The sequence below is a fragment of the Kribbella sp. NPDC048915 genome (genome assembly GCF_040649595.1).
In the GTDB taxonomy this organism is placed as follows: Bacteria; Actinomycetota; Actinomycetes; order Propionibacteriales; family Kribbellaceae; genus Kribbella.
Window position 1 is genome coordinate 52,868 of sequence record NZ_JBEZFT010000029.1, and the last position, 24,106, is coordinate 76,973.

At 69.7% G+C, this 24,106-nt stretch carries 23 protein-coding genes; 5 read left to right on the forward strand and 18 right to left on the reverse strand.

The annotated features are described in order from the left end of the window. Positions 1 to 4 precede the first annotated feature (4 nt). From AB0B82_RS17340 to dnaK, 8 genes are all read right to left on the reverse strand, one after another. A complete protein-coding gene (locus AB0B82_RS17340) occupies positions 5 to 469 on the reverse strand; it encodes a hypothetical protein (protein ID WP_360168691.1) in 465 nt (154 codons plus the stop codon). 58 nt (positions 470 to 527) lie between these two features. Next, on the reverse strand, positions 528 to 1,106 hold the full coding sequence (locus tag AB0B82_RS17345; RefSeq protein WP_360168693.1) for a hypothetical protein: 579 nt from the start codon (positions 1,104 to 1,106) through the stop codon (positions 528 to 530). A 65-nt stretch (positions 1,107 to 1,171) separates the two neighbouring features. Beyond that, entirely contained in the window at positions 1,172 to 3,748 is a 2,577-nt protein-coding gene (gene clpB, locus AB0B82_RS17350) for an ATP-dependent chaperone ClpB (protein ID WP_360168696.1), read from the reverse strand. A gap of 181 nt (positions 3,749 to 3,929) precedes the next feature. After that, positions 3,930 to 4,466: a GNAT family N-acetyltransferase gene (locus tag AB0B82_RS17355; RefSeq protein ID WP_360168699.1), complete on the reverse strand. Its 537-nt coding sequence runs from the start codon at positions 4,464 to 4,466 to the stop codon at positions 3,930 to 3,932. A 238-nt stretch (positions 4,467 to 4,704) separates the two neighbouring features. Continuing rightward, positions 4,705 to 5,160: a helix-turn-helix transcriptional regulator gene (locus tag AB0B82_RS17360; protein WP_360168702.1), complete on the reverse strand. Its 456-nt coding sequence runs from the start codon at positions 5,158 to 5,160 to the stop codon at positions 4,705 to 4,707. Then, positions 5,160 to 6,320, reverse strand: a complete 1,161-nt coding sequence (dnaJ, locus tag AB0B82_RS17365) for a molecular chaperone DnaJ (protein ID WP_360168705.1) — start codon at positions 6,318 to 6,320, stop codon at positions 5,160 to 5,162. Before dnaJ ends, AB0B82_RS17360 begins: the two co-directional genes overlap by 1 nt. A 30-nt stretch (positions 6,321 to 6,350) precedes the next feature. After that, the gene (grpE, locus tag AB0B82_RS17370; protein ID WP_360168708.1) at positions 6,351 to 7,127 is read right to left on the reverse strand and encodes a nucleotide exchange factor GrpE; all 777 of its coding nucleotides are present in this window, start codon (positions 7,125 to 7,127) and stop codon (positions 6,351 to 6,353) included. Further along, entirely contained in the window at positions 7,124 to 8,986 is a 1,863-nt protein-coding gene (gene dnaK, locus AB0B82_RS17375; protein ID WP_360168711.1) for a molecular chaperone DnaK, read from the reverse strand. Before dnaK ends, grpE begins: the two co-directional genes overlap by 4 nt. Positions 8,987 to 9,220: 234 nt before the next feature. Between dnaK and AB0B82_RS17380 the strand changes: the two genes are divergently transcribed. Next, on the forward strand, positions 9,221 to 9,679 hold the full coding sequence (locus AB0B82_RS17380; RefSeq protein WP_360168714.1) for a GNAT family N-acetyltransferase: 459 nt from the start codon (positions 9,221 to 9,223) through the stop codon (positions 9,677 to 9,679). Between the two features lie 7 nt (positions 9,680 to 9,686). Here the strand turns inward: AB0B82_RS17380 and AB0B82_RS17385 are convergent, their stop codons facing one another. Beyond that, positions 9,687 to 10,124 (reverse strand): phosphoribosyltransferase family protein, encoded by a 438-nt coding sequence (locus tag AB0B82_RS17385; protein WP_360168717.1) that lies wholly within the window; start codon positions 10,122 to 10,124, stop codon positions 9,687 to 9,689. A 298-nt stretch (positions 10,125 to 10,422) separates the two neighbouring features. Here AB0B82_RS17385 and AB0B82_RS17390 point away from each other — a divergent pair, with 298 nt between their 5' ends. Continuing rightward, positions 10,423 to 11,298 carry a DUF559 domain-containing protein gene (locus AB0B82_RS17390; protein ID WP_360168720.1) on the forward strand — a complete coding sequence of 292 codons (876 nt, stop codon included), beginning with the start codon at positions 10,423 to 10,425 and terminating at the stop codon, positions 11,296 to 11,298. A 60-nt stretch (positions 11,299 to 11,358) separates the two neighbouring features. Here AB0B82_RS17390 and hutI read toward each other — a convergent pair whose 3' ends face one another. From hutI to hutH, 9 genes are all read right to left on the reverse strand, one after another. Further along, entirely contained in the window at positions 11,359 to 12,525 is a 1,167-nt protein-coding gene (gene hutI / locus AB0B82_RS17395) for an imidazolonepropionase (protein ID WP_360168723.1), read from the reverse strand. Next, a complete protein-coding gene (locus AB0B82_RS17400; RefSeq protein WP_360168726.1) occupies positions 12,522 to 13,832 on the reverse strand; it encodes a formimidoylglutamate deiminase in 1,311 nt (436 codons plus the stop codon). The genes hutI and AB0B82_RS17400 overlap by 4 nt, the downstream gene beginning before the upstream one ends. Beyond that, a complete protein-coding gene (locus AB0B82_RS17405; protein ID WP_360168729.1) occupies positions 13,829 to 15,016 on the reverse strand; it encodes an allantoate amidohydrolase in 1,188 nt (395 codons plus the stop codon). The genes AB0B82_RS17400 and AB0B82_RS17405 overlap by 4 nt, the downstream gene beginning before the upstream one ends. A gap of 3 nt (positions 15,017 to 15,019) precedes the next feature. Further along, positions 15,020 to 15,943, reverse strand: a complete 924-nt coding sequence (locus AB0B82_RS17410) for an ABC transporter substrate-binding protein (RefSeq protein ID WP_360168732.1) — start codon at positions 15,941 to 15,943, stop codon at positions 15,020 to 15,022. A gap of 79 nt (positions 15,944 to 16,022) precedes the next feature. Then, positions 16,023 to 16,673 carry an ABC transporter permease gene (locus AB0B82_RS17415; protein ID WP_360168735.1) on the reverse strand — a complete coding sequence of 217 codons (651 nt, stop codon included), beginning with the start codon at positions 16,671 to 16,673 and terminating at the stop codon, positions 16,023 to 16,025. Position 16,674: 1 nt separating this feature from the next. Next, a complete protein-coding gene (locus AB0B82_RS17420) occupies positions 16,675 to 17,331 on the reverse strand; it encodes an ABC transporter permease (protein ID WP_360168738.1) in 657 nt (218 codons plus the stop codon). Positions 17,332 to 17,374: 43 nt separating this feature from the next. Next, complete coding sequence (locus AB0B82_RS17425) at positions 17,375 to 18,373, reverse strand: ABC transporter ATP-binding protein (protein WP_360168741.1); 999 nt, start codon at positions 18,371 to 18,373, stop codon at positions 17,375 to 17,377. A gap of 225 nt (positions 18,374 to 18,598) precedes the next feature. Further along, complete coding sequence (gene hutU, locus AB0B82_RS17430) at positions 18,599 to 20,254, reverse strand: urocanate hydratase (protein WP_360168744.1); 1,656 nt, start codon at positions 20,252 to 20,254, stop codon at positions 18,599 to 18,601. A gap of 24 nt (positions 20,255 to 20,278) precedes the next feature. Then, complete coding sequence (gene hutH, locus AB0B82_RS17435) at positions 20,279 to 21,820, reverse strand: histidine ammonia-lyase (RefSeq protein ID WP_360168746.1); 1,542 nt, start codon at positions 21,818 to 21,820, stop codon at positions 20,279 to 20,281. Between the two features lie 107 nt (positions 21,821 to 21,927). Here hutH and AB0B82_RS17440 point away from each other — a divergent pair, with 107 nt between their 5' ends. From AB0B82_RS17440 to AB0B82_RS17450, 3 genes are read left to right on the forward strand one after another with little or no spacing between them, the layout of a single operon-like run. Beyond that, positions 21,928 to 22,824: a GNAT family N-acetyltransferase gene (locus tag AB0B82_RS17440; RefSeq protein ID WP_360168749.1), complete on the forward strand. Its 897-nt coding sequence runs from the start codon at positions 21,928 to 21,930 to the stop codon at positions 22,822 to 22,824. Continuing rightward, positions 22,821 to 23,012, forward strand: a complete 192-nt coding sequence (locus AB0B82_RS17445) for a hypothetical protein (protein WP_360168752.1) — start codon at positions 22,821 to 22,823, stop codon at positions 23,010 to 23,012. The genes AB0B82_RS17440 and AB0B82_RS17445 overlap by 4 nt, the downstream gene beginning before the upstream one ends. A 15-nt stretch (positions 23,013 to 23,027) precedes the next feature. Continuing rightward, the gene (locus AB0B82_RS17450; protein WP_360168755.1) at positions 23,028 to 23,786 is read left to right on the forward strand and encodes an IclR family transcriptional regulator; all 759 of its coding nucleotides are present in this window, start codon (positions 23,028 to 23,030) and stop codon (positions 23,784 to 23,786) included. The last annotated feature ends 320 nt before the right edge of the window (positions 23,787 to 24,106 follow it).

Genomic DNA, 24,106 nt, shown 5'->3' on the forward strand with positions numbered 1-24,106 from the left:
GGCGTCAGCGGTGGTTGAACCACAGTCTGGTAGGTCGCTGCAGCATGAGGATCAGCAGGGCCGCGTGGATGCCGAGCCCGAGGAGGCTGGACGGCAGCGCGACCACGCCGCCGGCAACGCCCATCGAGGCGACGCCGATCAGGACGTACCGCGCCCAGGCGCGCCGTTTGCGGAGGTAGAGGGCCGGCACCAGGTAGGCGACCGCACAGACGAGCGCGGCCGCGACCGCGACCGGTGCGTTGCCGCGGGAACCGGTGAGGACCTCGGAGATCTGTTCGCCGGCGGAGGTCAGCGTGAGTCCGGCGAGGAGCAGGCAGAGCGCACCGAGCCCGATCGCGATCACGGAGGCGACCTTGACCTGCTTCGGTGCCGTCGGCTGGTACGTGTAGTCCCCGGGCACAGCGCCGAACAGCCCGCTGTACGGTCCTGGCCCGTCTCGCCGCGGCTCGCCGCCACGCTGCTCAGTCATCCACGTCCTTCCACGACCCCCCGTCCCCGATCCTCCCAGATCCCCCAAACGCCGAGCCTCAGCCGAGCGTGATGTCGAGATGTGGGTACGCCGGCACGGCCTCAGTCAGGGCCGCCGGCCCGGCGGACGGGAGGAAATGCACCGTCGTCCCGGTCGTACCGTCGGACGCGATCGGCTCGAGATCGGTGACCGGGACGCCGCGCTCGTAACGCTGCGTCCACGAGCCGTTGACCCGCCGGTTCGTGTGCACCAGCCAGTCGCTCAGCGCAGCCACGACGGACATCCCCCGCCGCGGAAATCCGTCCGGCAGCAGCGGCGCGGCCGGGTCGTCGAAGAACCGCAGATCCTTCGTCGCCATTACCGGCTTCTTCACCACCCGCCCGTGGTCGTCGACCCGGGTGTCGGTCCCGCGGCCGTCGTCGGCGATCGCGATCGAGCCGTCGCCGTACCGCGTCACCGAGCACCGCCCGCGCCGGCCGCGCGACTCGGCCTCGTCGTCCGGGTACGCGAGCACTTCGAGGACCAGGTGCAGTACGCCGCCCGGTGCGTACCGGTCGGGGTTCGCGCGGATCTTCGCGAGATGCCGCTCGTCGACGGAGGCCGCCCAGTCGTGGGTGGTGTTGATCCAGCCGGTCACCACGCCATTGTCCCGGACACAGCGAAAGGGCCCGGTCCTGGGACCGGGCCCTTCGCAGCAAGGGGTCAGGAAGAGATTTCCAGTGCGTCCTTCGCCTCGTTGAGGGTGACCTTGACGGTGTCGCCGTCGCGGATCGAGCCGTCCAGCAGGCCGCGGGCGAGCTCGTCGCCGATCGCCGACTGCACCAGGCGGCGCAGCGGACGGGCGCCGTACACCGGGTCGTAGCCGGTCATCGCCAGCCACTCCATCGCGCCCTCGTCGACCTCGAGCGTGATCCGCCGGTCGGTCAGCCGGCGTTGCAGCGCCGCGATCTGCAGCCCGACGATCTGCGTCAGCTCCTCGCTGCCGAGCGCGTCGAACAGCACGATCTCGTCCAGCCGGTTGATGAACTCGGGCTTGAACGACTGCCGCACCACGGCCATCACCTGGTCGCGCTTGACCTGGTCGTCCAGTGTGATGTCGGCCAGGTACGCCGACCCCAGGTTGCTGGTCAGGATCAGGATCACGTTGCGGAAGTCGACCGTACGGCCCTGGCCGTCGGTCAGCCGGCCGTCGTCGAGCACCTGCAGCAGCAGGTCGAAGACCTCGGGGTGCGCCTTCTCCACCTCGTCGAGCAGGATCACCGAGTACGGACGGCGGCGGACCGCCTCGGTCAGCTGACCGCCCTCTTCGTAGCCGACGTAGCCGGGCGGCGCACCGACCAGGCGGGCGACGCTGTGCTTCTCGCCGTACTCCGACATGTCGATGCGGACCATCGCCCGCTCGTCGTCGAACAGGAAATCCGCGAGCGCCTTCGCGAGCTCGGTCTTACCCACACCGGTCGGACCGAGGAACAGGAACGAACCAGTCGGCCGGTCCGGGTCGGAGACCCCCGCGCGCGCCCGCCGTACGGCGTCGCTCACGGCCTTGACGGCCTCGCGCTGACCGATCAGCCGGCGACCCAGCTCCTCCTCCATCCGGAGCAGCTTGCCGGTCTCGCCCTCGAGCAGCCGGCCGGTCGGAATGCCGGTCCACATCGCGATCACTTCCGCGATCTCGGTCGGGCCGACCTCCTCGTTGACCATCGCCTCGGGGCCTTCGGCCTCCTCCTGCGCGTCGGCCTCCTCGAGCTCCTTGGTGAGCTGCGGAATCTCGCCGTACAGCAGCCGGGACGCGGTCTCCAGGTCGCCGTCGCGCTGGGCGCGCTCGGCCTGGCCGCGCAGCTCGTCGATGCGCTCCTTGATCTCACCGACCCGGTTCAGACCGGACTTCTCCCGCTCCCAGCGGGCCTCGAGGGCACGCAGCTCCTCCTCGCGGTCGGCGAGGTCGGCCCGCAGCCGCTCCAGCCGCTCCTGCGACGAGGCGTCCTCCTCACGGGACAGCGCCAGCTCCTCCATCTTCAGCCGGTCGACGGTACGGCGCAGCGAGTCGATCTCGACCGGGGACGAGTCGATCTCCATCCGCAGCCGGGACGCGGCCTCGTCGACCAGGTCGATCGCCTTGTCGGGCAGCTGCCGGCCGCTGATGTAGCGGTTCGACAGGGTCGCCGCGGCGACCAGCGCGGAGTCGGAGATCGCGACCTTGTGGTGCGCCTCGTAGCGCTCCTTGAGGCCGCGCAGGATCGCGATCGAGTCCTCGACCGACGGCTCACCGACGAACACCTGCTGGAACCTGCGCTCCAGTGCGGGGTCCTTCTCGATCCGCGTGCGGTACTCGTCGAGCGTGGTCGCGCCGATCATCCGCAGCTCACCACGGGCCAGCATCGGCTTCAGCATGTTGCCGGCGTCCATCGCGCCCTCGCCGCTGGCGCCTGCGCCGACGACGGTGTGCAGCTCGTCGATGAACGTGATGATCTGACCGTCGGACTCCTTGATCTCGGTCAGCACCGCCTTCAGCCGCTCCTCGAACTCACCGCGGTACTTCGCACCCGCGACCATCGCGCCGAGGTCCAGGCTGATCAGCCGGCGACCGCGCAGCGACTCCGGGACGTCACCCGCGACGATCCGCTGGGCGAGGCCCTCGACCACCGCGGTCTTCCCGACGCCCGGCTCACCGATCAGGACCGGGTTGTTCTTGGTCCGACGAGACAGCACCTGCACCACGCGGCGGATCTCGGTGTCCCGGCCGATCACCGGGTCGAGCTTGCCGTCCCGGGCACGCTCGGTCAGGTCGACGCCGTACTTCTCCAGGCTCTTGGTGGTGCCCTCGGCCTCCGGCGAGGTGATCCGGCGGTTGCCGCGCATCTTGTCGAATGCCTGCAGCAACGCGTCCGGCGTGACGCCGAGCGCACTCTGCGCGGGGCCCTCCACGGTGGCGAGCGCGATCAGCAGGTGTTCGGTGGAGACAAACTCGTCGCCGAGCCCGAGCGCGCGCTGCTCGGCCTGGTTCAAGACGTCGCCGGTCTTCGGCGACAGACTCGGTGCCTGCACGCTTCCGCCGCTCGCCTTCGGCAGCCGGGCGAGCTGCTCAGCGGTCTTCCGGCGTACGGCGTCCAGGTCGCCGCCGGCCGCTTCGAGCAGACCGGCCGTGGTGCCCTCGGGCTGCGCGAGCAGCGCGGACAACAGGTGAATCGGTTCCACGGTCGGGTTGCCCGCCGCGGAGGTCTGACGGATCGCGACCGACAGGGTTTCCCGGGCCAGCGTCGTCAACCGCTGAACATCCATCTGGTTCCAGCCTTTCGAGTTCCAGCAACAACAGTCACTGGGTACAACTTATCCAAAGTTGAGTCCATTCCACTCAACTCTGGGAAATCTCGGGGAGAAATCAGGGTTCCCGGCACGATTCCGGGCATGACACAGGGGTGGTGCGCCGCAGTCGGGCACCACCCCTCGGGTCCGGATCTCGTCAGTCGGTGAATTCGGGGGCGCGGATCCGGTACACCTGCAGGTTGAGGTCGTAGTACTTGTCGGTCTCGCCGACCCACACCATGCCAAGCCGCTGCGCAGTCGCAATCGCGCGCCGGTTGTGCGGCCGGGCGACCGCGAACAGTTCGTCGACCTCGCCAGTACTGAACGCCCAGCGCATCAACGCGCGGCTGGCCTCGGTGGCATACCCGTGCCCCCACGCGCTCGGAGCCAGTTGCCAGCCGATCTCCAGATCCTCCTCGTACGGCGGCAGCAGGCGGATCAGCAACCCGCCGACAACCTCGCCGTCCGCCTTGCGTTCGACGGCCCAGCGGCCCGCCGGAACGACGAAGTTCGGCTGTGCCTCGATCCACGACTGCAGGATCATTCGCATCGTGGCCACATCCGGCACCTTCTCGATGGCCGGTGACAGCCAGGGCGCCACGTCCGCGGATCCGAAGATCTCCAGTGCGGCCTCGGCGTCGTTTTCCTCCCAGTCCCGGATCAGCAGCCGGTCCGTCTCCAGCTTGAGGGTCACCCTGCCAGCGTAGGCGGCCGCGGAAACCGGCGACAGCCTCGCGACCCGGGCGAGCGGCCGAAGCGCGAGCCGCAGGGCGGTCCTGGAACGGACCACCCTGCGGGGGGCCGATGGGCGCCGGGGGGGACAGCGCACCAACGACCTGGCGGAGTGTCGTGGGGGAACGACGACCTCCGCCCCAGCCGGGGGCTCCGAGGGGTGGGTTTCGGAACGCCTCCGGCAGCTATGGGGTGGGGGATCAGCGAGAGCCGAGTTCCAGAGGCTGGGTGCGGATCCACCGGGTCGTGGTCTGCTGCCGGCCCATGGCGATCACGTCGCCGGCTGGACCCGCGGAGAAGACCCGACTCGCGGCGGGGCGTCGCGAGACGCCGACACCGCGCTGGACCTCTGCCAGGAGCTGGTTGACCCGCTGCCGCAGGTCCTCCACTTCGGACTGTAGCGCGAGAATGTGCCGAATACCCGCCAGGTTGACGCCCTCTTCCTGGCTGAGGTGCTGCACGTACCGCAGCTTCGCCACGTCGTACGCCGAGTACCGCCGGCCACGGCCGGACGCCCGGCTCGGCACCACGAGGCCGAGCCGGTCGTACTGGCGCAACGTCTGCGGATGCATGCCGGCCAGCTGGGCCGCCACCGAGATCACGTAGATCGGCGTACGGTCGTCCCAGGTCGGCACCTGATTGAACGGAACACCCATCATGAACTCCCGAACAACCCGGCCCGCAGATCCGGCTGGTCGGACGCGGAACTGAACTCGCGGAGCTTCTCGCGCTGCTCCTCGGTCAGTTCGTGCGGCACCTGCACCTCGATGGTGAGCAGCAGGTCGCCCTTGGTCCCGTCCCGGCGGACCGAACCCTTGCCACGGACGCGCAGCTTGCTGCCGTTCGCCGTACCGGCCGGGATCCGGACCGTGACGGGCATACCGTCCAGGGTCGGGACCTTGATCTCCGCACCCAGCGCCGCCTCGGTGAAACTCACCGGGACGTTCAGCGTCAGGTGTTCGCCCTGACGGCCGAAGATCCGGTGCGGCTTGACGTGCACAGTGACGTAGAGGTCGCCCGCGGGGCCACCTCGTTCACCGGCCGCGCCCTTGCCCTTGAGCCGGATCCGCTGACCGTCCTGCACACCCGCCGGAATGCGGACCTGCATGGTCTTGCTGGACTGGCCACGGCCGGAGCCGTGGCAGGTCTCGCACGGCTGGTCGACGACCAGGCCGCGCCCCTTGCACTCGGTGCACGGCTCGGTCATCGCGAACACGCCGCCCTGCACCGACGTCTGCATTCCGGTGCCTTCGCACTTCAGGCAGACCTTCGGCACCGTGCCGTACTTCGCGCCGGTTCCTCGGCAGGTCGGGCACGGTGCGTCGCTGGTCATCCGCAGCCCGACCGTGACACCGTTCACGGCCTCGGCGAACTCGATCGTCGCCTCGGTCTCGATGTCCTGGCCGCGCCGCGGACGGGCGGTGGTGCTGGTCGTGGTCCGGCCACCACCGCCGAACATGCCGCCGAGGATGTCGCCGAGACCGCCGCCGGCGCCCTGACCGCCGCGGTTGAACAGGTCGCCGACGTTGAAGTCGAAGCCACCCTGACCGCCGCCGCCGGGCATCCGGAAGCCACCGCTGCCGAACAGCCGGCGCGCCTCGTCGTACTCCTTGCGCTTCTTCGGGTCGCCGACGACGTCGTACGCCTCGGAGACCTCCTTGAACTTGGCCTCCGCCTTGCTGTCCCCCGGATTGGAGTCCGGATGGTACTGCCGGGCCAGCTTGCGGTAGGCCTTCTTGATCTCGTCGGCTTCGGCGGTCTTGGAGACGCCGAGGACCTTGTAGAAGTCCTTCTCGATCCAGTCCTTCGTACTCATCGGGCGCCTCCCCTCCCGTCGCGTCGGCGATTACTCCGCGGAGTTGTCCGCGGCCTTGTCGTCATCTGTGTTCTCCACCGGTACGTCGGCCTTCTCGGCGTCGGCCGGCAGTTGTTCCGTGGGCTCCGACACCGCCACCCGGGCCGCCCGCAGGATCCGATCACCGTGCCGGTAACCCGGCTGCATGATCATCGTCGCGGTCGGTCCGTCGACCTCGTCGGAGTAGTTGTGCAGCAGGGCCTCGTGGATCCGCGGGTCGAACGGGTCGCCGACCTCACCGAACTTCACCAGGCCGAGCTTCTCGGTGACCCGCTCGAGCGACTCCGCGACGGCCTTGAACGCACCCTCGAGCTCGCCGGCTTCCCGGGCCCGGCCGATGTCGTCCAGGATCCCGAGCAGCTCGGTCAGCACGCTGCCGATCACGACCTCGCGGGCGGCTTCCCGCTCGCGGTCCACCCGGCGCTTGTAGTTCACGTACTCGGCCTGCAGTCGCTGCAGGTCCGCCGTACGCTCCGCAAGCGCCTCGGTGAGCAGTGCCTCCTGGGCCGACGGGCCGATCAGATCGGACGGGTCCCGCGGCGGCTGGCCGCTCGGACCACCGCCCGGACCGCCCTGCTGACCGCCCGCGTGAGTGCCCGGCGGGGCGCTCACCGGAGCGCCCCCCGTGCTGTCGGGAGTGCCCGCCGCGGGCGCCGCGGACTGGTCCGCAGGCTCCCGCAGCTTGCCGGTTTCCGGGTCGATCCGGCGCTTGTCGCGGATGACGGGCTCGCCGTCACCGAACTCGCTACCAGTCGGTCGATCCGTCACTTGTCCTCCGTCTTGTCCTGCGGCCGGTCCTCGTCCACGATCTCGGCGTCGACGACGTCGTCCTCGCTGCTGGTCGTGTCACCGGCGGTCGCACCGTCGTCGGTCGTGCCGCCGGCGGCCTGCTGGGCGTTCGCGTACATCGCGGCACCCATCTTCTGGCTGGACTGCGCGAGCTTCTCCGACGCCGCCTTGACCGCGTCGGCGTCGTCACCCTCGAGCGCCTTCTTCAGCTCGGCGATGCCGTCCTTGACCTCGGTCTTGACGTCGTCCGGGACCTTGTCCTCGTTCTCCGACAGGAACTTCTCAGTCTGGTAGAGCAGACCCTCGGCCTGGTTGCGCTGCTCCACGGCCTCGCGGCGCTTGCGGTCCTCCTCGGCGTACTGCTCGGCGTCGCGGACCATCTTCTCGATGTCCTCCTTCGGCAGCGCGGACCCGCCGGTGACGGTCATCCGCTGCTCCTTGCCGGTGGCCAGGTCCTTGGCGTTCACGTGCACGATGCCGTTCGCGTCGATGTCGAAGGTGACCTCGATCTGCGGCACGTTCCGCGGCGCCGGCGGCAGGCCGGTCAGCTCGAAGTTGCCGAGCGACTTGTTGTCGCGGGCCATCTCGCGCTCACCCTGGTAGACCTGGATCATCACCGACGGCTGGTTGTCCTCGGCCGTGGTGAAGATCTCCGAACCCTTGGTCGGGATCGTGGTGTTGCGCTCGATGATCTTGGTGAACACGCCACCCTTGGTCTCGATCCCCAGGCTCAGCGGGGTCACGTCGAGCAGCAGGACGTCCTTGACCTCACCCTTCAGCACACCGGCCTGCAGGGAGGCGCCGACCGCGACGACCTCGTCGGGGTTCACGCCCTTGTTCGGGTCCTTGCCGCCGGTCAGCTCCTTGACCAGGTCGGCCACCGCGGGCATCCGGGTCGAACCGCCGACCAGGATCACGTGGTCGATCTTCGACACGTCGATACCGGCGTCCTTGATGACCGCCTTGAACGGCGCGCGGGCGCGCTCGAGCAGGTCGTTGGTCATCTTCTGGAACTCGGCCCGGGAGAGCTTCTCCTCCAGGTGCAGCGGGCCCGACTCGGTCAGGCTCAGGTACGGCAGGTGGATCGTGGTCTCAGCGGCGCTGGACAGCTCGATCTTCGCCTTCTCGGCGGCCTCGGTGAGGCGCTGCATCGCCATCTTGTCGCCGGACAGGTCGGTGCCGTTCTTGTTCTTGAACTGGGTCACCAGCCACTGGACGATCCGGTTGTCCCAGTCGTCACCACCGAGGTGGTTGTCACCGCTGGTCGCCTTCACCTCGAAGACACCGTCGCCGATCTCCAGCAGCGAGACGTCGAACGTACCGCCGCCGAGGTCGAAGACCAGAATGGTCTGCTCGGCGCCCTTGTCCAGGCCGTAGGCCAGCGCGGCCGCGGTCGGCTCGTTGACGATCCGGTGCACCTTCAGGCCGGCGATCTCGCCGGCCTCCTTGGTCGCCTGGCGCTGCGCGTCGGAGAAGTAGGCCGGCACGGTGATGACCGCGTCGGTGACCTGCTCCCCGAGGTACGCCTCGGCGTCCCGCTTCAGCTTCTGCAGCACGAACGCGCTGATCTGCTGCGGGGTGAACTTCTTGCCGTCGATGTCCACGCTCCAGTCCTCGCCCATGTGGCGCTTGACCGAGCGGATGGTGCGGTCGACGTTCGTGGTGGCCTGGCGCTTCGCCACCTCGCCGACCAGGACCTCGCCGTTCTTGGCGAAGGCCACCACCGAGGGCGTCGTACGCGCTCCCTCGGCGTTGGGGATGACGGTGGGCTCGCCACCTTCCAGTACGGCGATGACGGAGTTCGTCGTACCGAGATCGATACCGACCGCGCGGGCCATGCTGTTACCTCCACAGAGTTGAGTGATGCAGACTCAATGGTGCCGTTCGTCCGCCTCGGCTTCAAATCCGTGACTGAACAAACTTGAGTTCACTGGACTCAACATTGCACGACGACCGGCTCATTCCCAAGGGCACCCCCCGATTTCGGGGGCCCGGCCAGGGTGCGGCCAGGGTCACCCCTCGCTTGGCAAGCGTTTACCGTGGTAGGCCTGGCCAGCGTGAAGCTTCGCCCGATGACCGCCGCCGACGACGCCGCGATCCTCGCGCTGAACGCCACCGCCGAGGGTGTCGTCGAGCCCCTGACCCTGGACCGCCTGGACTGGCTGCGGCTGATCGCCGCCCATGCCGTGGTGGTCGACCTGGACGGTACACCGGCCGGGTTCGTGCTCACCTTCACCCCGGGATCGGCGTACGACGGCCTGGCGTTCGAGACCTTCGCCCGTAAGTACGCCGACCGGTTCCTGCTCGTCGAGCGGATCGTGGTCGCGCCCGAACACCGCCGGACCGGGATCGCCTCGAAGGTCTACCGCGCGATCGAACGGGCCGCCGAGCCGTTCGACCGCGTAGTCGCGGCCGTACCCGTGGACAGCACGGCCCTGGCTTTCCATACGGCCCGCGGGTACGTCGAGGTCGACCGCCAAGACCTCCTCGACGGCACCACCTCAGCACTCCTCACCAAGGAACTGACGTAGCTCGCGATCAGAGCTGGTGGATGTTGAGCAGGGAGCGGACCGGGAGATCGTGACGTAGGCGTGGGTCGGTCAGGCCGTCGACGATGCACGCGGCACCGACCCAGGCCGCTCCGCAGTCCGCGACCAACGCCCGGGCCGTCCGCGCCGTTGCGCCGGTGTCGATCCAGTCGTCGACCATCAGCACCCGGTCACCGGCCCGGATCAGCTCCCGCCGGAACCCGAACACGACGTGCCGGTCCTGATAATCAGGTGCCGACGTCCGCCGCACCCACCGATCGCTGTCGATCGACGACCCGGAAGCCTTCCGCATCTCGACGAACCCGACGCCGAGCGCAGCCGCCGTCAACGCCCCGACCAGCGACCCCCGCGACACCGGCCCCAGCACCACCGTCGGCGCAGCATCCGCATACAGCTCCGCGAGCGCGGGCCCAACGGCACGCAACAACTCGGCGTCCCGCCACCACCCGGTGAGGTCCGCGTAACTACTTCACACGCCCCGATCCGTGCGCCACGAAAACGCCGCCCGAAGCCGCCTCTTGGTGTCCATACGTCCCATGGTCCCGGTAATGCGCGGTTGGTGCATGTGGTTTGCGGACGCCCACCACCCACCAAGGTGCCGAAACTCGGCCCGGGCGCCTAAGTCTGAGCGTGCGGACCGCGCGGCCGGCCTGCTTACTGAGTGGTGGAGGTCCGCCTGTGGATGACGCCCGACCCGATCCGCGCGAAATCGCCATCATCGAGGCATGGCAGATGTCGTTGAGGTGATCGGCAGGCGCGGCGGGTCCGCGACGTTCGCGGAATTGCGCGCGGTCGTGTCCGCACGCGCGATCCGCACCGCGCTCGCGGCGGGGGTGATCAACAGGGTGGCGAAGGGGGTCTACTCGCTGCCGGCCGCGCCGCCGGCGCTGATCGCGGCACGGAGCCAGGGTGGCGTCGTATCGCATCTCAGCGCCGCCCAGCACTGGGGCTTCGGGGTGCTGAACCCGCCCGACCTGCCGCACGTCACCCTCCCACCCGGCCGAGCCCGGCGCCGCGCCGGACTGCCGTGTGTCCTGCATTGGGCGGATGCGCCTGCCCTCGACGACGTCACGACCCCGTTGCGGACCGTCCTGGACTGCCTTCGCATCGCGCCACCCGCCGAAGGGCTCGCGATCGCGGACTCGGCCCTGCGGTCGGGACGCGTCGACCACGACCTGCTGCTGGACGCGGCGAACCGCCTCAAAGGACCGCATCGACGGAGGATCCAGCAGCTTGTCGCCTTCGCGGACGCTCGCGCGGAGTCCGTGCTGGAGTCCGTGCTGCGTTACCTGCTCATCGCGCGCGGCATCGAGGGTTTCGTACCGCAGCTGCAGGTGCGGGACGGGGAGTTCTCCGCGCGCCTCGACCTCGGTCATCCCCGGCTCCTCCTCGGACTCGAGGCCGACGGATTCGCCTTTCACGGCACCCGGCGCGCCTTGGTCAAGGACTGTCGCCGCCAAGCGAACCTCACCATCCGCGGCTGGCGAGTGCTCCGCTTCAGCTGGGAGGACATCATGTACGACCCGGACTGGGTGATCGCCACCATCGAACGCGCCGCCGGACTCCCACCACTCACCAACCGCCTCCTGCAGGCCGCCTGACGCTGGAACTGAGCGTGGGCCGCGCAGGCGAAGCGAGGTTAGTGAGTGGTGGCGGTCCGCCTAAACCACAGTCCGGCCGGCGATGAACGTCTGCGTCACCAGCGGCACGCCGGGGCGGTAGGCGAGGTGGAGGTAGGAAGGGGCGTCGAGGACGGCCAGGTCGGCGCGGGCGCCGGGAGTCAGGTGGCCGATGTCCGTGCGGCGGAGGGAGGCGGCACCGCCGGCGGTCGCGGACCAGAGGGCTTCGGCCGGGGTCATGTGCATCTCGCGGACCGCCAGCGCGATGCAGAACGGCATCGACGACGAGTAGCCCGAGCCGGGGTTGCAGTCGGTCGCCAACGCAATCGTGACGCCCGCGTCGAGGAGGCGGCGGGCATCGGGGTACGGCGACCTCGTCGAGAACTCGATCGCGGGCAGCAAACCGGCGACGACACCGCTCGCGGCGAGAGCGTCGACGTCCGCATCGGTGAGGTGGGTGCAGTGATCGGCCGCGGCAGCGCCGACCTCGGCCGCGAGCTGCGCCCCGGGCCCCTCGCCGAGCTGATTCGCGTGGACCCGCGCCTGCAACCCGCGCGCGATCCCGGCCTGGAGAATCGCCCGCCCCTGGTCGGCATCAAAGGCGCCACGCTCGACAAAGACGTCAACCCACCTGGCGTCCTTCGCGGCGGCGTCGAGCATCGCCCCGGTCACCAGCTGCACGTACCCGGCAGGATCGTCCGCGTACTCGGCCGGTACGACGTGGGCGCCGAGGTACGTCGTCTCCTCGGTGAACTGCCGCGCGATCCGCACCGCCCGCGCCTCGTCGGCGACGCTCAACCCGTACCCGGACTTGATCTCGACCGTCGTCGTGCCCTGCCGCCGCATCTCGGTGACCAGCCGGGCGACGTTGGCGGTCAGCTGTTCGTCGGTGGCCGCCCGGGTCGCGGCGACCGTGGTGCGGATCCCACCGGCGGAGTACGGCGTACCGGTCATCCGGGCCGCGAACTCCTCGGCGCGATCACCCGCGAACACCAGATGCGAGTGCGAGTCGACAAATCCCGGGATCACCGCCCGCCCACCGAGATCGAGCGCGGAATCCGCGGCCGGCGCATCCTGACGCCGACCGGTCCACGCCACCGTGCCGCCGTCGAGAACGATCGCCGCGTCCTGGATCTCGCCGAGCGGGCCGCCGTGCGCGGGATCGTTCGTCACCAAGGACCCGATGTTGGTCAGCAGCACCGAGGTCATCCGGTCACCGCCGCGATCGAGGACGCCAACGCGGCGCCGACGTCCAGCCGAACATGCTTGCCATCAGCAACCAGATGCTCGCCGCCGACCACCACATCGGTTACGTCGGAGGCCGACGCCGCGAAGACTGCGGTCTCGAGCGAACCCCCGGTGCCCGCCGTCCGGACGCTGTCCGACCGCACCGCGACCAGGTCGGCACGCGCACCCACGGCGATCGCGCCGGCATCCGGGAAGCCGAGCGAACGATGTCCGTCGACAGTCGCCGCCCTCACCAACTCGGCCGCCGACCAATGACCGCGCTCCTGTGCGGCCAGTCGCTCGTTCAGCTCGACCGCGCGCATCTCCTCGAACAGATCGATCACGGCATGGCTGTCGGAGCCGAGCGTCAACGGCGAACCCGCGTCGCGCAGGGCCACCGACGGACCGATCCCGTCGGCCAGATCGCGTTCGGTGGTCGGGCAGAAGCAGGAGTACGTCGCCGCGCTGCCGAGCAACCCGATGTCGACCGGTGTCAGATGCGTCGCGTGCACCGCACTGGTCCGCCCGCTGAGGAACCCGGTCTCGTCGAGGATCTGTGCCGGCGTCCGTCCGTACGCCTCGAGGCAGGCCGCGTTCTCGGCGACCTGCTCGGACAGGTGGATGTGCAGCGGTACGTCGGGGAACGCCGCCGCGACCGCACCGAGTTGCTCCTGCGGTACGCCGCGCACCGAGTGCGCTGCCGCCCCGATCACCACGTCGTCGCCACCTTTGAGTGCGGCCACCCGCGCGGCCCACGCGGTCGCATCGCCGTCGCTGAAGCGTTGCTGGACCTCGTTGAGCGGCTGGTCGATGCCACCGGCGACGTAACAGGTGTCGAGCAGCGTGATCCGGATGCCCACGTCACGGGCGGCCGCGATCAGCGCTGTACCCATCGCATTCGGGTCGGCATAGGCCCGCCCACCCGCAGCGTGGTGCAGGTAGTGGAACTCACCGACAGCGGTCACGCCGGCCAGCAGCATCTCGCCGTACACCGCGCGAGCGAGGTCGTAGTAGGTATCGGGCGTGAGCGCGGCGGCGACGGCATACATCTGGTCGCGCCAGGTCCAGAACGTGCCGCGCTCGGTCTGCGTCCGCCCGCGCAGCGCGCGATGGAACGCGTGGCTGTGACAGTTCGCGAGGCCGGGGATCACCAAGCCGGAGAGCACGTGGGCGTCGCCCGGATCCACACCCGTCTCCACCGCCGTGAACCGGCCGCCCGTCACGGTCACCAAGACGCGCGACGCGAGGCCGGTCGGCAGCAGAGCGGTCGAGCACCAGTACGACGTCATGCGGCGAGATCCTTCAGTACGGCGGCCAGCGCGTCGACGCCGGCCAGACAATCGTCCAGCTCCGCGTACTCCGCCGGCGAATGCGAAACGCCCGTGGGATTGCGAACGAACAGCATCGCGGTCGGGATCCCCGCGTCCGCGAACACGCCCGCGTCGTGACCGGCACCGGTCGGCAGCACCGGCGCGCCGTTCAGCACGTTCACCAACCGGTCCCGCAGCCCCGGGGGGAAGTCGACGATCGGCGACACGGACTCCGGCGTGACCTCGAGCGTCGTACCGTCCCGCTCCGCCCGCTCGGTCGCCTGCTTGGTGATTGCCGCCAGCAACGATTCGAGCGTCGCGGTGTCGGCGGCCCGGGCATCGAGCCATGCGGTGACCTGCGACGGTACGGCGTTGGTGCCGTTGGGCTCCACCGCCACCCGGCCGAACGTCGCCCGGGCGCCCGCCAACCGGGCCTGCTTGTTCGCGGCCAGTGCGGTCATCGCGTAGGTCAGCATCGGGTCGCGACGGTCCTCCATCAACGTCGTCCCCGCGTGGTTCGCCTCACCGGCGAAGGTGAACCGGTACCGTCCGTGCGGCCAGATCGAGCTGGCCACGCCGACCGGTGCGGTCAGCCCTCGCCCCTGCTCCACGTGCAACTCGACGAACGTCCCCATCCGCGCGAGCAGCGGTGACGGCCCGACGCCGGCGGGGTCGATGCCCGCGCCGGCGAGGGCCTCAGCCAGTGACACACCGTCGCGATCGGTCAGCGCGAGTGCTTTCGAGGCAGGCAGCACGCCGGCCGCGATCCGGGAGCCCAGGCAGGGCATCCCGAACCGGGATCCTTCTTCTTCGACAAAGGCGCCGATACCGATCGGCACCGCCGGCTCGAACCCCTCCGCCCGCAACTTGTCCACAGCCGCGAGCGCCGACACCACCCCCAGCGGCCCGTCGAACGCCCCGCCGTCGATCACCGAGTCCAGATGGCTGCCGGTCACCACGCCCGGGCCGGCACCGGCACCCCACCACGCGATCAGGTTGCCGATGCCGTCGCGTTCGACGGTGAGCCCGCGAGCGGCGCACTGGTCCAGGAACCAGTGCGTCGCCTCGCGTTCGGCGGGCGTCCAGCCGCCGCGGGTGTAGCCGCCGGTGCCGGGGTCACGGCCGATGGCGGACTCGTCGGCCCACAGGGATTCGAAACTCAAGGCTCAGGCCAGCGGGTTCTTCGACAGCCAGTCCTTGGCGACCGCCTCCGCGCTCTCCTTGCCGACGTCGATCCGCTTGACCAGCTCGGTCAGCGTGTCGGTGGTGAGCTTGGCGTCGACGGCGTTCAGCGTCGACACCACGTCGTCGGACTTGTGGTCGGTCCGGATCAACGGAACGATGTTGTTCGGCGGCAGGATGTTCTCCGGGTCGTCGAGCTGCACCAGGCCCTCGTCCTTGATCACGGACTGGGTGGTGAACAGGTTCGTCACCTGGATCTGGTTGTCCAGCAGCGCCTTGATGCTCAGCGGGCCGCCCGCGTCCAGCGTCTTGTACTCCTTGAACTCGACGCCGTACTTCTCCTTGAGGCCCTTCAGACCCGCGGACCGGACCTTGAACTCCGAGCTGCCGCCGGCGACCAGGTTCTTGTCCTTGAGGTCACCGAGCGACTTCAGGCTGTACTTGTCCGCGGTGGCCTTGGTGACGACGATCGTGTCCTCGTCGGTGGCCGGCGACTTGTCCAGCACCTCGAGCCCGGACGGCAGCGCCGCCTTGAGCGCGTCGTACGTCTTGTCCGGGTCGGTCTCGGTGGAGTTCTTGTCGAAGTACGCCAGCGCGGCGCCGGTGTACTCCGGCACCAGGTCGACGGACCCGTCCTTGATCGCGGCCATGTAGGTCTCGCGGTTGCCGATGTTCGGCTTCTTCTTCACCTCGATGCCCTTGCCGGCGAGGGCCTGGCCGTAGATCTCCGCCAGCAGTTGGCTCTCGGAGAAGTCGGCGGACCCGACGGTGATGCTGCTCACCTTCGACGGCGCGGGCGAGGAGCCCGCGTCGCCGTCGCCGAGCTGGTCGCCCCCACCCCCACAGCCGGCCAGGCCGAGCACCGCCAGCCCGGCGATCGCAGTACGGATGAGTGTGGATCTCAACACGAGAGCCTCCAGTGTTCTCGTTCAGCCATCGGCCGGTGCCGATGGATGTAGCTCAAGTTCATCAGGTCGGTCGGACAGTTCATCCGAGTTTCAGGCCGGGTGACACCGTGATCCGGCCGATCAGCGCGAACAGTGCGTCGAGCAGCAGCGCCAGCAGCGCCACCAGCAGCGCGCCGGTGAACATCTGCGGGAAGTCGCGCAGCTTCAGCCCGTCGATCACGTACCGGCCGAGGCCACCGAGCGACACCAGCGCCGCGATCGTCGCGGTCGACACGATCTGCAGGGTCGCGCTGCGGACACCGGAGATGATCAACGGCATCGCGATCGGGATCTCCACCTTCGTCAGGATCTCGCGCCCGGTCATTCCCATCCCCCGCGCGGCGTCGATCGTGGCCGGATCGACACCCGAGATCCCGGCGTACGTCGAGGCGAGGATCGGCGGGACGCCCAACGCGACCAGCGCGATCAGCACCGGCAGGAAGCCGATCTGGTCGGTCAGCAGCACCGCCAACATCAGCAGGCCGAGGCTCGGCAGCGCGCGGGCCGCGTTGCCGGCGTTGATGGCGAGGAACGCGCCGCGCCGGGTGTGACCGATCCGCAGGCCGATCGGCAACCCGATCAGCGTCGACAGGCCGAGCGCAGCGAACGTGTACCAGAGGTGTTCGAGGATCCGGGCCCAGATGCCTTCGTTGCCGGACCAGTTGAAGGGATCGGTCAGGTACTCCCACATGTCACGCCACCTCCGCGACGGGCCTGGTCACGCGAGCCCACGGCGTCAGCACGCGTTGCAGGGTGACCAGGATGAGATCGGCGAGCAGAGCCAGCGCCAAGGACAGCACCACTCCGACCACGACAGGGGTCAGGAAGTCCTTCTGGAAGCCGAGGGTGAACAGCTCCCCCAGGCCGCCGATGCCGATCACCGCGCCGACGCTGACCATCGAGATGTTGGCGACGGTGACGACGCGGAGGCCGGTGAAGATGACCGGTACGGCGATCGGCAGGTCGATCGCGACGAGACGGTGCAGCGACCCGTACCCGACGGCGACCGCGGACTGCCGGACGTCCGGTGGTACGGAGCGGAGTCCGTCGATCACGTTACGGATCAGCAGGGACACCGTGTAGATGGTCAGCGCGACGATGATGTTGACCGTGGACAGCACCTTGGTCCCGAGGATCGCCGGCAGCACGATGAACAACGCGATCGACGGCAGCGAGTAGAGGATGCCGCCGAACGCGATCAGCGGGTTCGCGAGCCAGGAGTAACGCGTCGCGACGTACCCGAGCGGCACCGAGATGAGCAGCCCGAGCACCACCGGCACGATCGCCAGGTACAAGTGCTCCCGCAACTGCTCCCCGATCAGCCCGAGGTTGTCTCCTATCCACGTCATAGGGCCTCCCGGTCCGGACTGCGGAGCGCGGCATTCAACACCGTCATGACCGTAGGGCCTCTGCGACGGTGGCCTGGTCGATGACGCCGATGGCCTTGCCGTTCTCGTCGACGCAGACACCGCGGCCGGTCGGTGAGGTGAGGACGGCGTCGAGGGCCGCGCGCAACGAGTCGCCGCGGGCGAACACCGCGCCGAGCGGCAGCAGTTCGGCCGCGCCGTTGCGCCAGCCGATCGGTACGCCGTCCTGCAGCGCGAGCTCATCCGGCAACGGGGCGACCGGCAACTGTTCGGGATGAACAAATGTCAGCGCCCGGTAACCGCGGTCGCGGCCGACGAAGTCACGGACGAAGTCGTCCGCGGGCTCGGCGAGCAGCTCGGCCGGCGGGGAGAACTGCGCGAGCTTGCCGCCGACCCGCATCACCGCGATCGTGTCGCCGAGCTTGATCGCCTCGTCGATGTCGTGGGTGACGAAGACGATCGTCTTGCCGATGTCACGCTGCAGGCGGAGCAGCTCCTCCTGGAGCTGGTTGCGCACGATCGGGTCGACGGCGCTGAACGGCTCGTCCATCAGCATGATCGCCGGATCGGCTGCCAGCGCACGCGCGACGCCGACTCGTTGCTGCTGGCCCCCGGACAGTTGCGCCGGGTACCGCTTGGCCAGCTTGAGGTCCAGGCCGACGCGCTCGAGCAGCTCCATCGCGGTGCTGTGCGCCTTGTGCTTGTCCCAGCCGAGCAGTTTCGGCACGGTGCCGACGTTGTCGACGACGGTCTTGTGCGGGAACAGGCCGGCGTTCTGGATCACATACCCGATCCCGCGGCGCAGTGCCACCGGGTCCTTGCCGTTGATGTCCTCGCCGTCGATCGAGATCGTTCCGCTGGTCCGCTCGATGGTGCGGTTGATCATCCGCAACGAGGTGGTCTTCCCGCAGCCGGACGGGCCGACGAACACGGTGATCTGGTTGTTCGGGATCCGCAGGGACAGTGTGTCGACGGCGACGGTGCCGTCCGGATACCGCTTGGTGACGTCCTCGAACTCGATCATGGCGCCCCTTCGCGCTCCTCGTCCGCGAGATCCCCGGCACGAGATCCCCAACAGCCCAATCGACCCTAGCGGAACGGGCAACCGATGCCACGCGATCACGCGCTGTCCCGCTCCGTGAGAAAGTGCACCGTAGCACTACAGATTCTCGTCGTCGCGGGCTGTGACTTCGGCCGCTCGTTCCGCCGGTCTCCTCGGGTCGCCGGGTTGTCCGGAGTCTTTCGGGCGTCAGGATTCCCGCATCGGAACCCTGACGCCCTTGTCCGCCGCCACCTCGTCGGCCTTGTCGTAGCCCGCGTCGACGTGGCGGATCACGCCTGTCGCCGGGTCGTTGGTGAGCACCCGCTCCAGCTTCTGCCGGGCCAGGTCGGTGCCGTCGGCAACCGATACCTGTCCGGCGTGGACGGACCGGCCGATACCGACGCCGCCGCCGTGGTGGATCGACACCCAGGAGGCGCCGCTGGCCACGTTGACCATGGCGTTGAGCAACGGCCAGTCCGCGATCGCGTCCGAGCCGTCGAGCATGCCTTCGGTCTCCCGGTACGGCGACGCGACGCTGCCGGTGTCCAGGTGGTCGCGACCGATCACGATCGGCGCCTCCAGCTCACCGGCGGTGACCAGTTCGTTGAACTTCAGGCCGGCCTTGTCCCGCTCGCCCTGTCCGAGCCAGCAGATCCGGGCCGGGAGGCCCTGGAACGCGACCCGCTCGCCGGCCATCGTGATCCAGCGCCGCAGGTGCTCGTTGTCCGGGAACAGTTCGAGGACGGCCCGGTCGGTGCGCGCGATGTCGGCCGGGTTGCCGGACAGCGCCGCCCACCGGAACGGGCCCTTGCCCTCGCAGAACAGCGGCCGGATGTACGCCGGGACGAAGCCGGGGAACTCGAACGCGCGCGCATACCCGGCCTTGCGGGCCTCGTCGCGGATCGAGTTGCCGTAGTCGAACACCTCGGCGCCGGCGTCCTGGAAGCCGACCATCGCCTCGACGTGCCGCGCCATCGACTCCTGCGCTCGCTGGGTGAACCCGGCCGGGTCCTTCTCGCGTGCGGTCGCCCAGTCCTCGAAGTCGATGCCGATCGGCAGGTACATCAGCGGGTCGTGCGCCGAGGTCTGGTCGGTGACCACGTCGATGGGCGCGCCGCGGCGGAGCAGGTCCGGTACCAGCATGGCCGCGTTGCCCAGAACGCCGATCGACAACGGTTTGCGCGCCGCCTTGGCTTCTTCGGCCAATTGAAGCGCTTCATCGACCGAGGATGCCTGGACGTCGAGGTAGCGGTGCTCGATCCGGCGCTGGATGCGCGACGCGTCGACGTCGATGCAGATCGCGACGCCGTCGTTCATGGTGACCGCGAGCGGCTGCGCGCCGCCCATCCCGCCGAGCCCCGCGGTCAGCGTGACGGTTCCGGCCAGCGAGCCGCCGAACTTCTTCTCGGCGACCGCGCCGAACGTCTCGTACGTGCCTTGCAGGATCCCCTGCGTGCCGATGTAGATCCACGAGCCGGCCGTCATCTGGCCGTACATCGTCAGGCCCATCGCCTCGAGCTTGCGGAACTCCTCCCAGGTGGCCCAGTCGCCGACCAGGTTCGAGTTCGCGATCAGGACCCGCGGCGCCCACTCGTGCGTCTGCAGCACGCCGACCGGTCGGCCCGACTGCACGAGCATCGTCTCGTCATCCTTGAGCGTGGTCAGGGTGCGCACCATCGCGTCGAACGAGTTCCAGTCCCGGGCGGCCTTGCCGGATCCGCCGTACACGACCAGTTCGTCGGGGTGCTCGGCGACCTCGGGGTCGAGGTTGTTCTGGAGCATCCGCAGCGCGGCCTCCTGCTGCCAGCCACGGGCGGTCAGGGTGGTGCCGCGGGGTGCGCGGACAGGACGTGGTCCGGACATGGGTGATCCAGCCTTTCTGTACTTCTAGGAGAGCGGGCCGGTGACGGCCTCGGCGGCGGTGATATAGGTGCCGTTGGCAACAAGCCGGACGGAGTGTTCGATCTCGGGCGCGAGGAAACGGTCGGTGGCAGGCCCCTCGACCTGCGCCCGCAGGGCGGTCCGGACCGCGGCGGTGGCCGGGGCCGGCGTGAGCGGGGCGCGCAGGTCGAGGGCCCGCGCGGCCGTGAGGATCTCGATCGCCAGTACCCGCTGCAGACCGTCGATCGCCCGGCGCAGCTTGCGTGCGGCCGACCAGCCCATCGCGACGTGGTCCTCCTGCATCGCGCTGCTCGGGATCGAGTCGACGCTCGCCGGTGCCGCTAAGCGCTTCAATTCGGAGACGATCGCGGCCTGCGTGTACTGCGCGATCATGTGGCCGCTGTCCACGCCCGGATCGTCGGCGAGGAACGCGTTCAGCCCGTGGTTGCGGGCGACGTCGAGGAAGCGGTCGGTGCGGCGTTCGCTGATCGAGGCGAGGTCGGCGACGGCGATCGCCAGGAAGTCCAGGACGTAGCCGACCGGAGCGCCGTGGAAGTTCCCGTTCGACTCCACGCGACCGTCCGGGAGGACGACGGGATTGTCGATCGCGGCCGCCAGCTCGCGACCGGCCACGGACGCAGCGTGCGCGGCGGTGTCGCGGGCGGCGCCGTGGACCTGCGGCGAACACCGCAGTGAGTAGGCGTCCTGCACCCGGTTGCAGTCCGGACCGCGGTGACTCGCGACGATCGCACTGTCCTTGAGGATCGCCCGCAGGTTGGCCGCCGACGCGGCCTGACCCGGATGCGGGCGAAGCGCCTGAAGGTCCTCGGCGAACACGCGGTCGGTGCCGAGCTGCGCCTCGACACTCATCGCCGCGGCGAGGTCGGCGGTCCTGAACAGGCGGTCGAGATCGGCGAGCGCGAGGACCAGCATGCCGAGCATGCCGTCGGTCCCGTTGATCAGCGCGAGACCTTCCTTCTCGGCCAGCACGACGGGCTGCAGGCCGTGAGCTTGAAGCGCTTCAGCGGCGTCCCGGAGGTTCCCATCGGCGTCGCGGACCTGGCCTTCGCCCATGATCGCGAGCGCGACATGGGACAGCGGCGCCAGGTCGCCCGAGCAGCCGAGGCTCCCGTACTCGTGGACCACCGGGGTCAGGTACGCGTTGAGCAGACCCGCGTACGCCTGGGCTGTCTCAACCTTCACGCCGGTGCGGCCGGTGGCGAGCGTCGACAGCCGCAGCAGCGCCAGCGCCCGCACGACCTCGGTCTCCACCTCGGGCCCGGAACCGGCGGCGTGCGAGCGAATCAAGCTGCGCTGCAACTGGGCGCGCAGTTCCGGGGCGATGTGCCGGGTGGCGAGTGCACCGAAGCCGGTCGAGACCCCGTAGTGCGGGGTGTCCGCGTGGGCAAGCGCTTCAATCGCGGCGCGTGACTTCGCGATCTCCTCGAGCGCCTGGTCGTCGATCCGTACCTGGGCGCCGTACCGCGCGACCGCGACCACCTCGTCCGGGGTCAGCGGTCCGGTCCCGACATTCACTGTGTGTTCCACCCGATCATTGCACCGCGCCGGACCGCCCGCCGGCAGCAGCAGCGCCGGACTTTCCGTCTCGGATCTGAGACAACCTCGGCGACCCTTCGCGGCCGTAGGGTTCTGCCATGGTGTTCGAGATCCGGACGGCGCGCCCAGGGGACGCGGCCGGGATCGCGCGGGTCTGGTCCTCGACCATGCCGCACCTGGTGAAGACCGCGCGGGCGGTCGAGGTCGAACTGACCGAAGGCCACAGCCGCGAAATGCTGGTCGCCGCCGACGGTCCGGAGGTCGTCGGGTACGCGAACCTCTACCTGCCGCCGCCGGACGCCGAGGCGCCCCGGATCCGGATCACGATCCAGGTACCGCCGGAGCAGCGCCGCCACGGCATCGGCAGCGCACTGACCGGCACGATCGTCACGCGGGCCGTGGAGCTCGGCGCCGGCCGGCTGCTCACGGCGGTCGCCGACACCGACGAGGCCAAGGCGTTCGCCGCCAAGCAGGGGTTCACCTCGCAGCGCCGGATGACGCATGCGCGCGCGGACCTGAGCACGCCGCGTGAAGCGCTTCAACCACCCGACGGGCTGCGCGTCGCGACGTACGACGACCTCGACCCGCGGCAAGTGTTCGACGCCGAGATCCAGGTCCGCGACGACGACCCGAGTGGGCTGTCGGGCGGACCGGCGTACGAGGAATGGGTTCGCGTCGTGTGGGCGAACCCGGACGGCCGGCGCGACCTGAGCGTCGCCGTCGTCGACGGTGACCGGGTGCTGTCGTTCGTGACCACGACCGCGGACCCGGACCGCAAACTGATCTGGTCGAATCTGACCGGCACGATCCCGTCGGCGCGTGGCCGCGGGCTGGCGAAGGTGGTGAAGTCTGTGGCGCTCGCCCGGGCACGGGACGCCGGGTTCACGGTCGCATCGACCGGGAACGATGCGGCGAACGAGCCGATGCTCGCGGTCAACCGGTGGCTCGGCTACCGGGAGGCCGCCGGCGCGTGGACCGCGGAGAAGACGCTGTGAAGCGGCTGGCGAAGTCGCTCACGTTCTTCCTGATGCTGTCGCTCGTCGTCGGCTACCTGGTCTCGGGATCGGCGTTCATGGACTGGGCCGTCGCCGGCGGACTGTTCGCGGTGGCCGTCGTCGGCGAGGGCCTGCGGTACTGGTTGCGCCGGACCCGGGCGAAGAAGCGGGACTCGTCGCACGTGTGAGGTTACGCTGCCGTTGTGAGCGGCAACGTTCCCGCCTCGACCCGCACGCTGCGGGTGCTGACGTTCCTGGCCACGCAGCCGGGGCCGGTACCGATGGAGCGCATCGCGTCCGCGGTCGGGCTGCCGCGCTCGTCGACGTACCACTTGCTCCGGGCAATGATCGGTGAGGGCTTCGTCGTCCATCTCCCCGAGGAGAAGCGGTACGGGCTCGGCGTCGCGGCCTTCGAGATCGGGTCCGCCTACCTGCGGCACGACCCGCTGGAGCGGCTGGCGCGGCCGTTGCTCGTGCAACTCGTGCACGAGGTCGGGTACACGGCACACCTCGGCGTACTGCACGGGCGTGAGCTGGTCTACCTGCTGAAGGAACAGCCACCCCGGCCGGTACCTCTCGTGACGGACGTCGGCGTACGGCTGCCCGCCACCCTCACCGCGTCCGGGCGCGCACTGCTGGCGGAGCTGCCGCCGGCTCAGGTACGCGCGCTGTTCCCGACGCCGGAGTCCTTCGTACGACGGACCTCGCACGGACCGCAGACCCTGACCCAACTACGCCGCCTGCTCGCCGAGGAGAAGCGGCAGGGATACGCGATGGAGGACTCCTTCATCACCCCCGGCGTCGCCTCCGTCGCCAGCGCCGCCCTCGACCACGCCGGCCACCCGGTCGCCGCCATCAGCGTCACCTTCCGCACCGACGCAGTCCCCACCTCCGAACGCCCCCACCTCGCCCACAAAATCCGCCAAGCCGCCAAAGCCCTGACCCGCCGTCTGCACGGCTGACCTCACGCGACCCCGGTCGACCGCGACGAAGCGCGTGAGCCCCGGCCGGTACGACGAGCACGACAGCAACGACGGGGTCTGCCGGAGGTGTGGTGATTGATGGCTCTCGGGGTGAGCGACAGCTGAGGCCATGAGGGCGTGCGGGGGTGCGGGTGGCGTGGCGGTGCGGCGGTGGCGCGGTGCCGCGGCGCGGTGGCGTGGCGGTGCGGCGGTGGCGCGGTGCCGCGGCGCCGCGGCGCGGTGGCGTGGCGGTGCGGCGGTAGCGCGGTGGCGCGGCGCGGTGGCGTGGCGGTGCGGCGGTAGCGCGGTGGCGCGGTGCC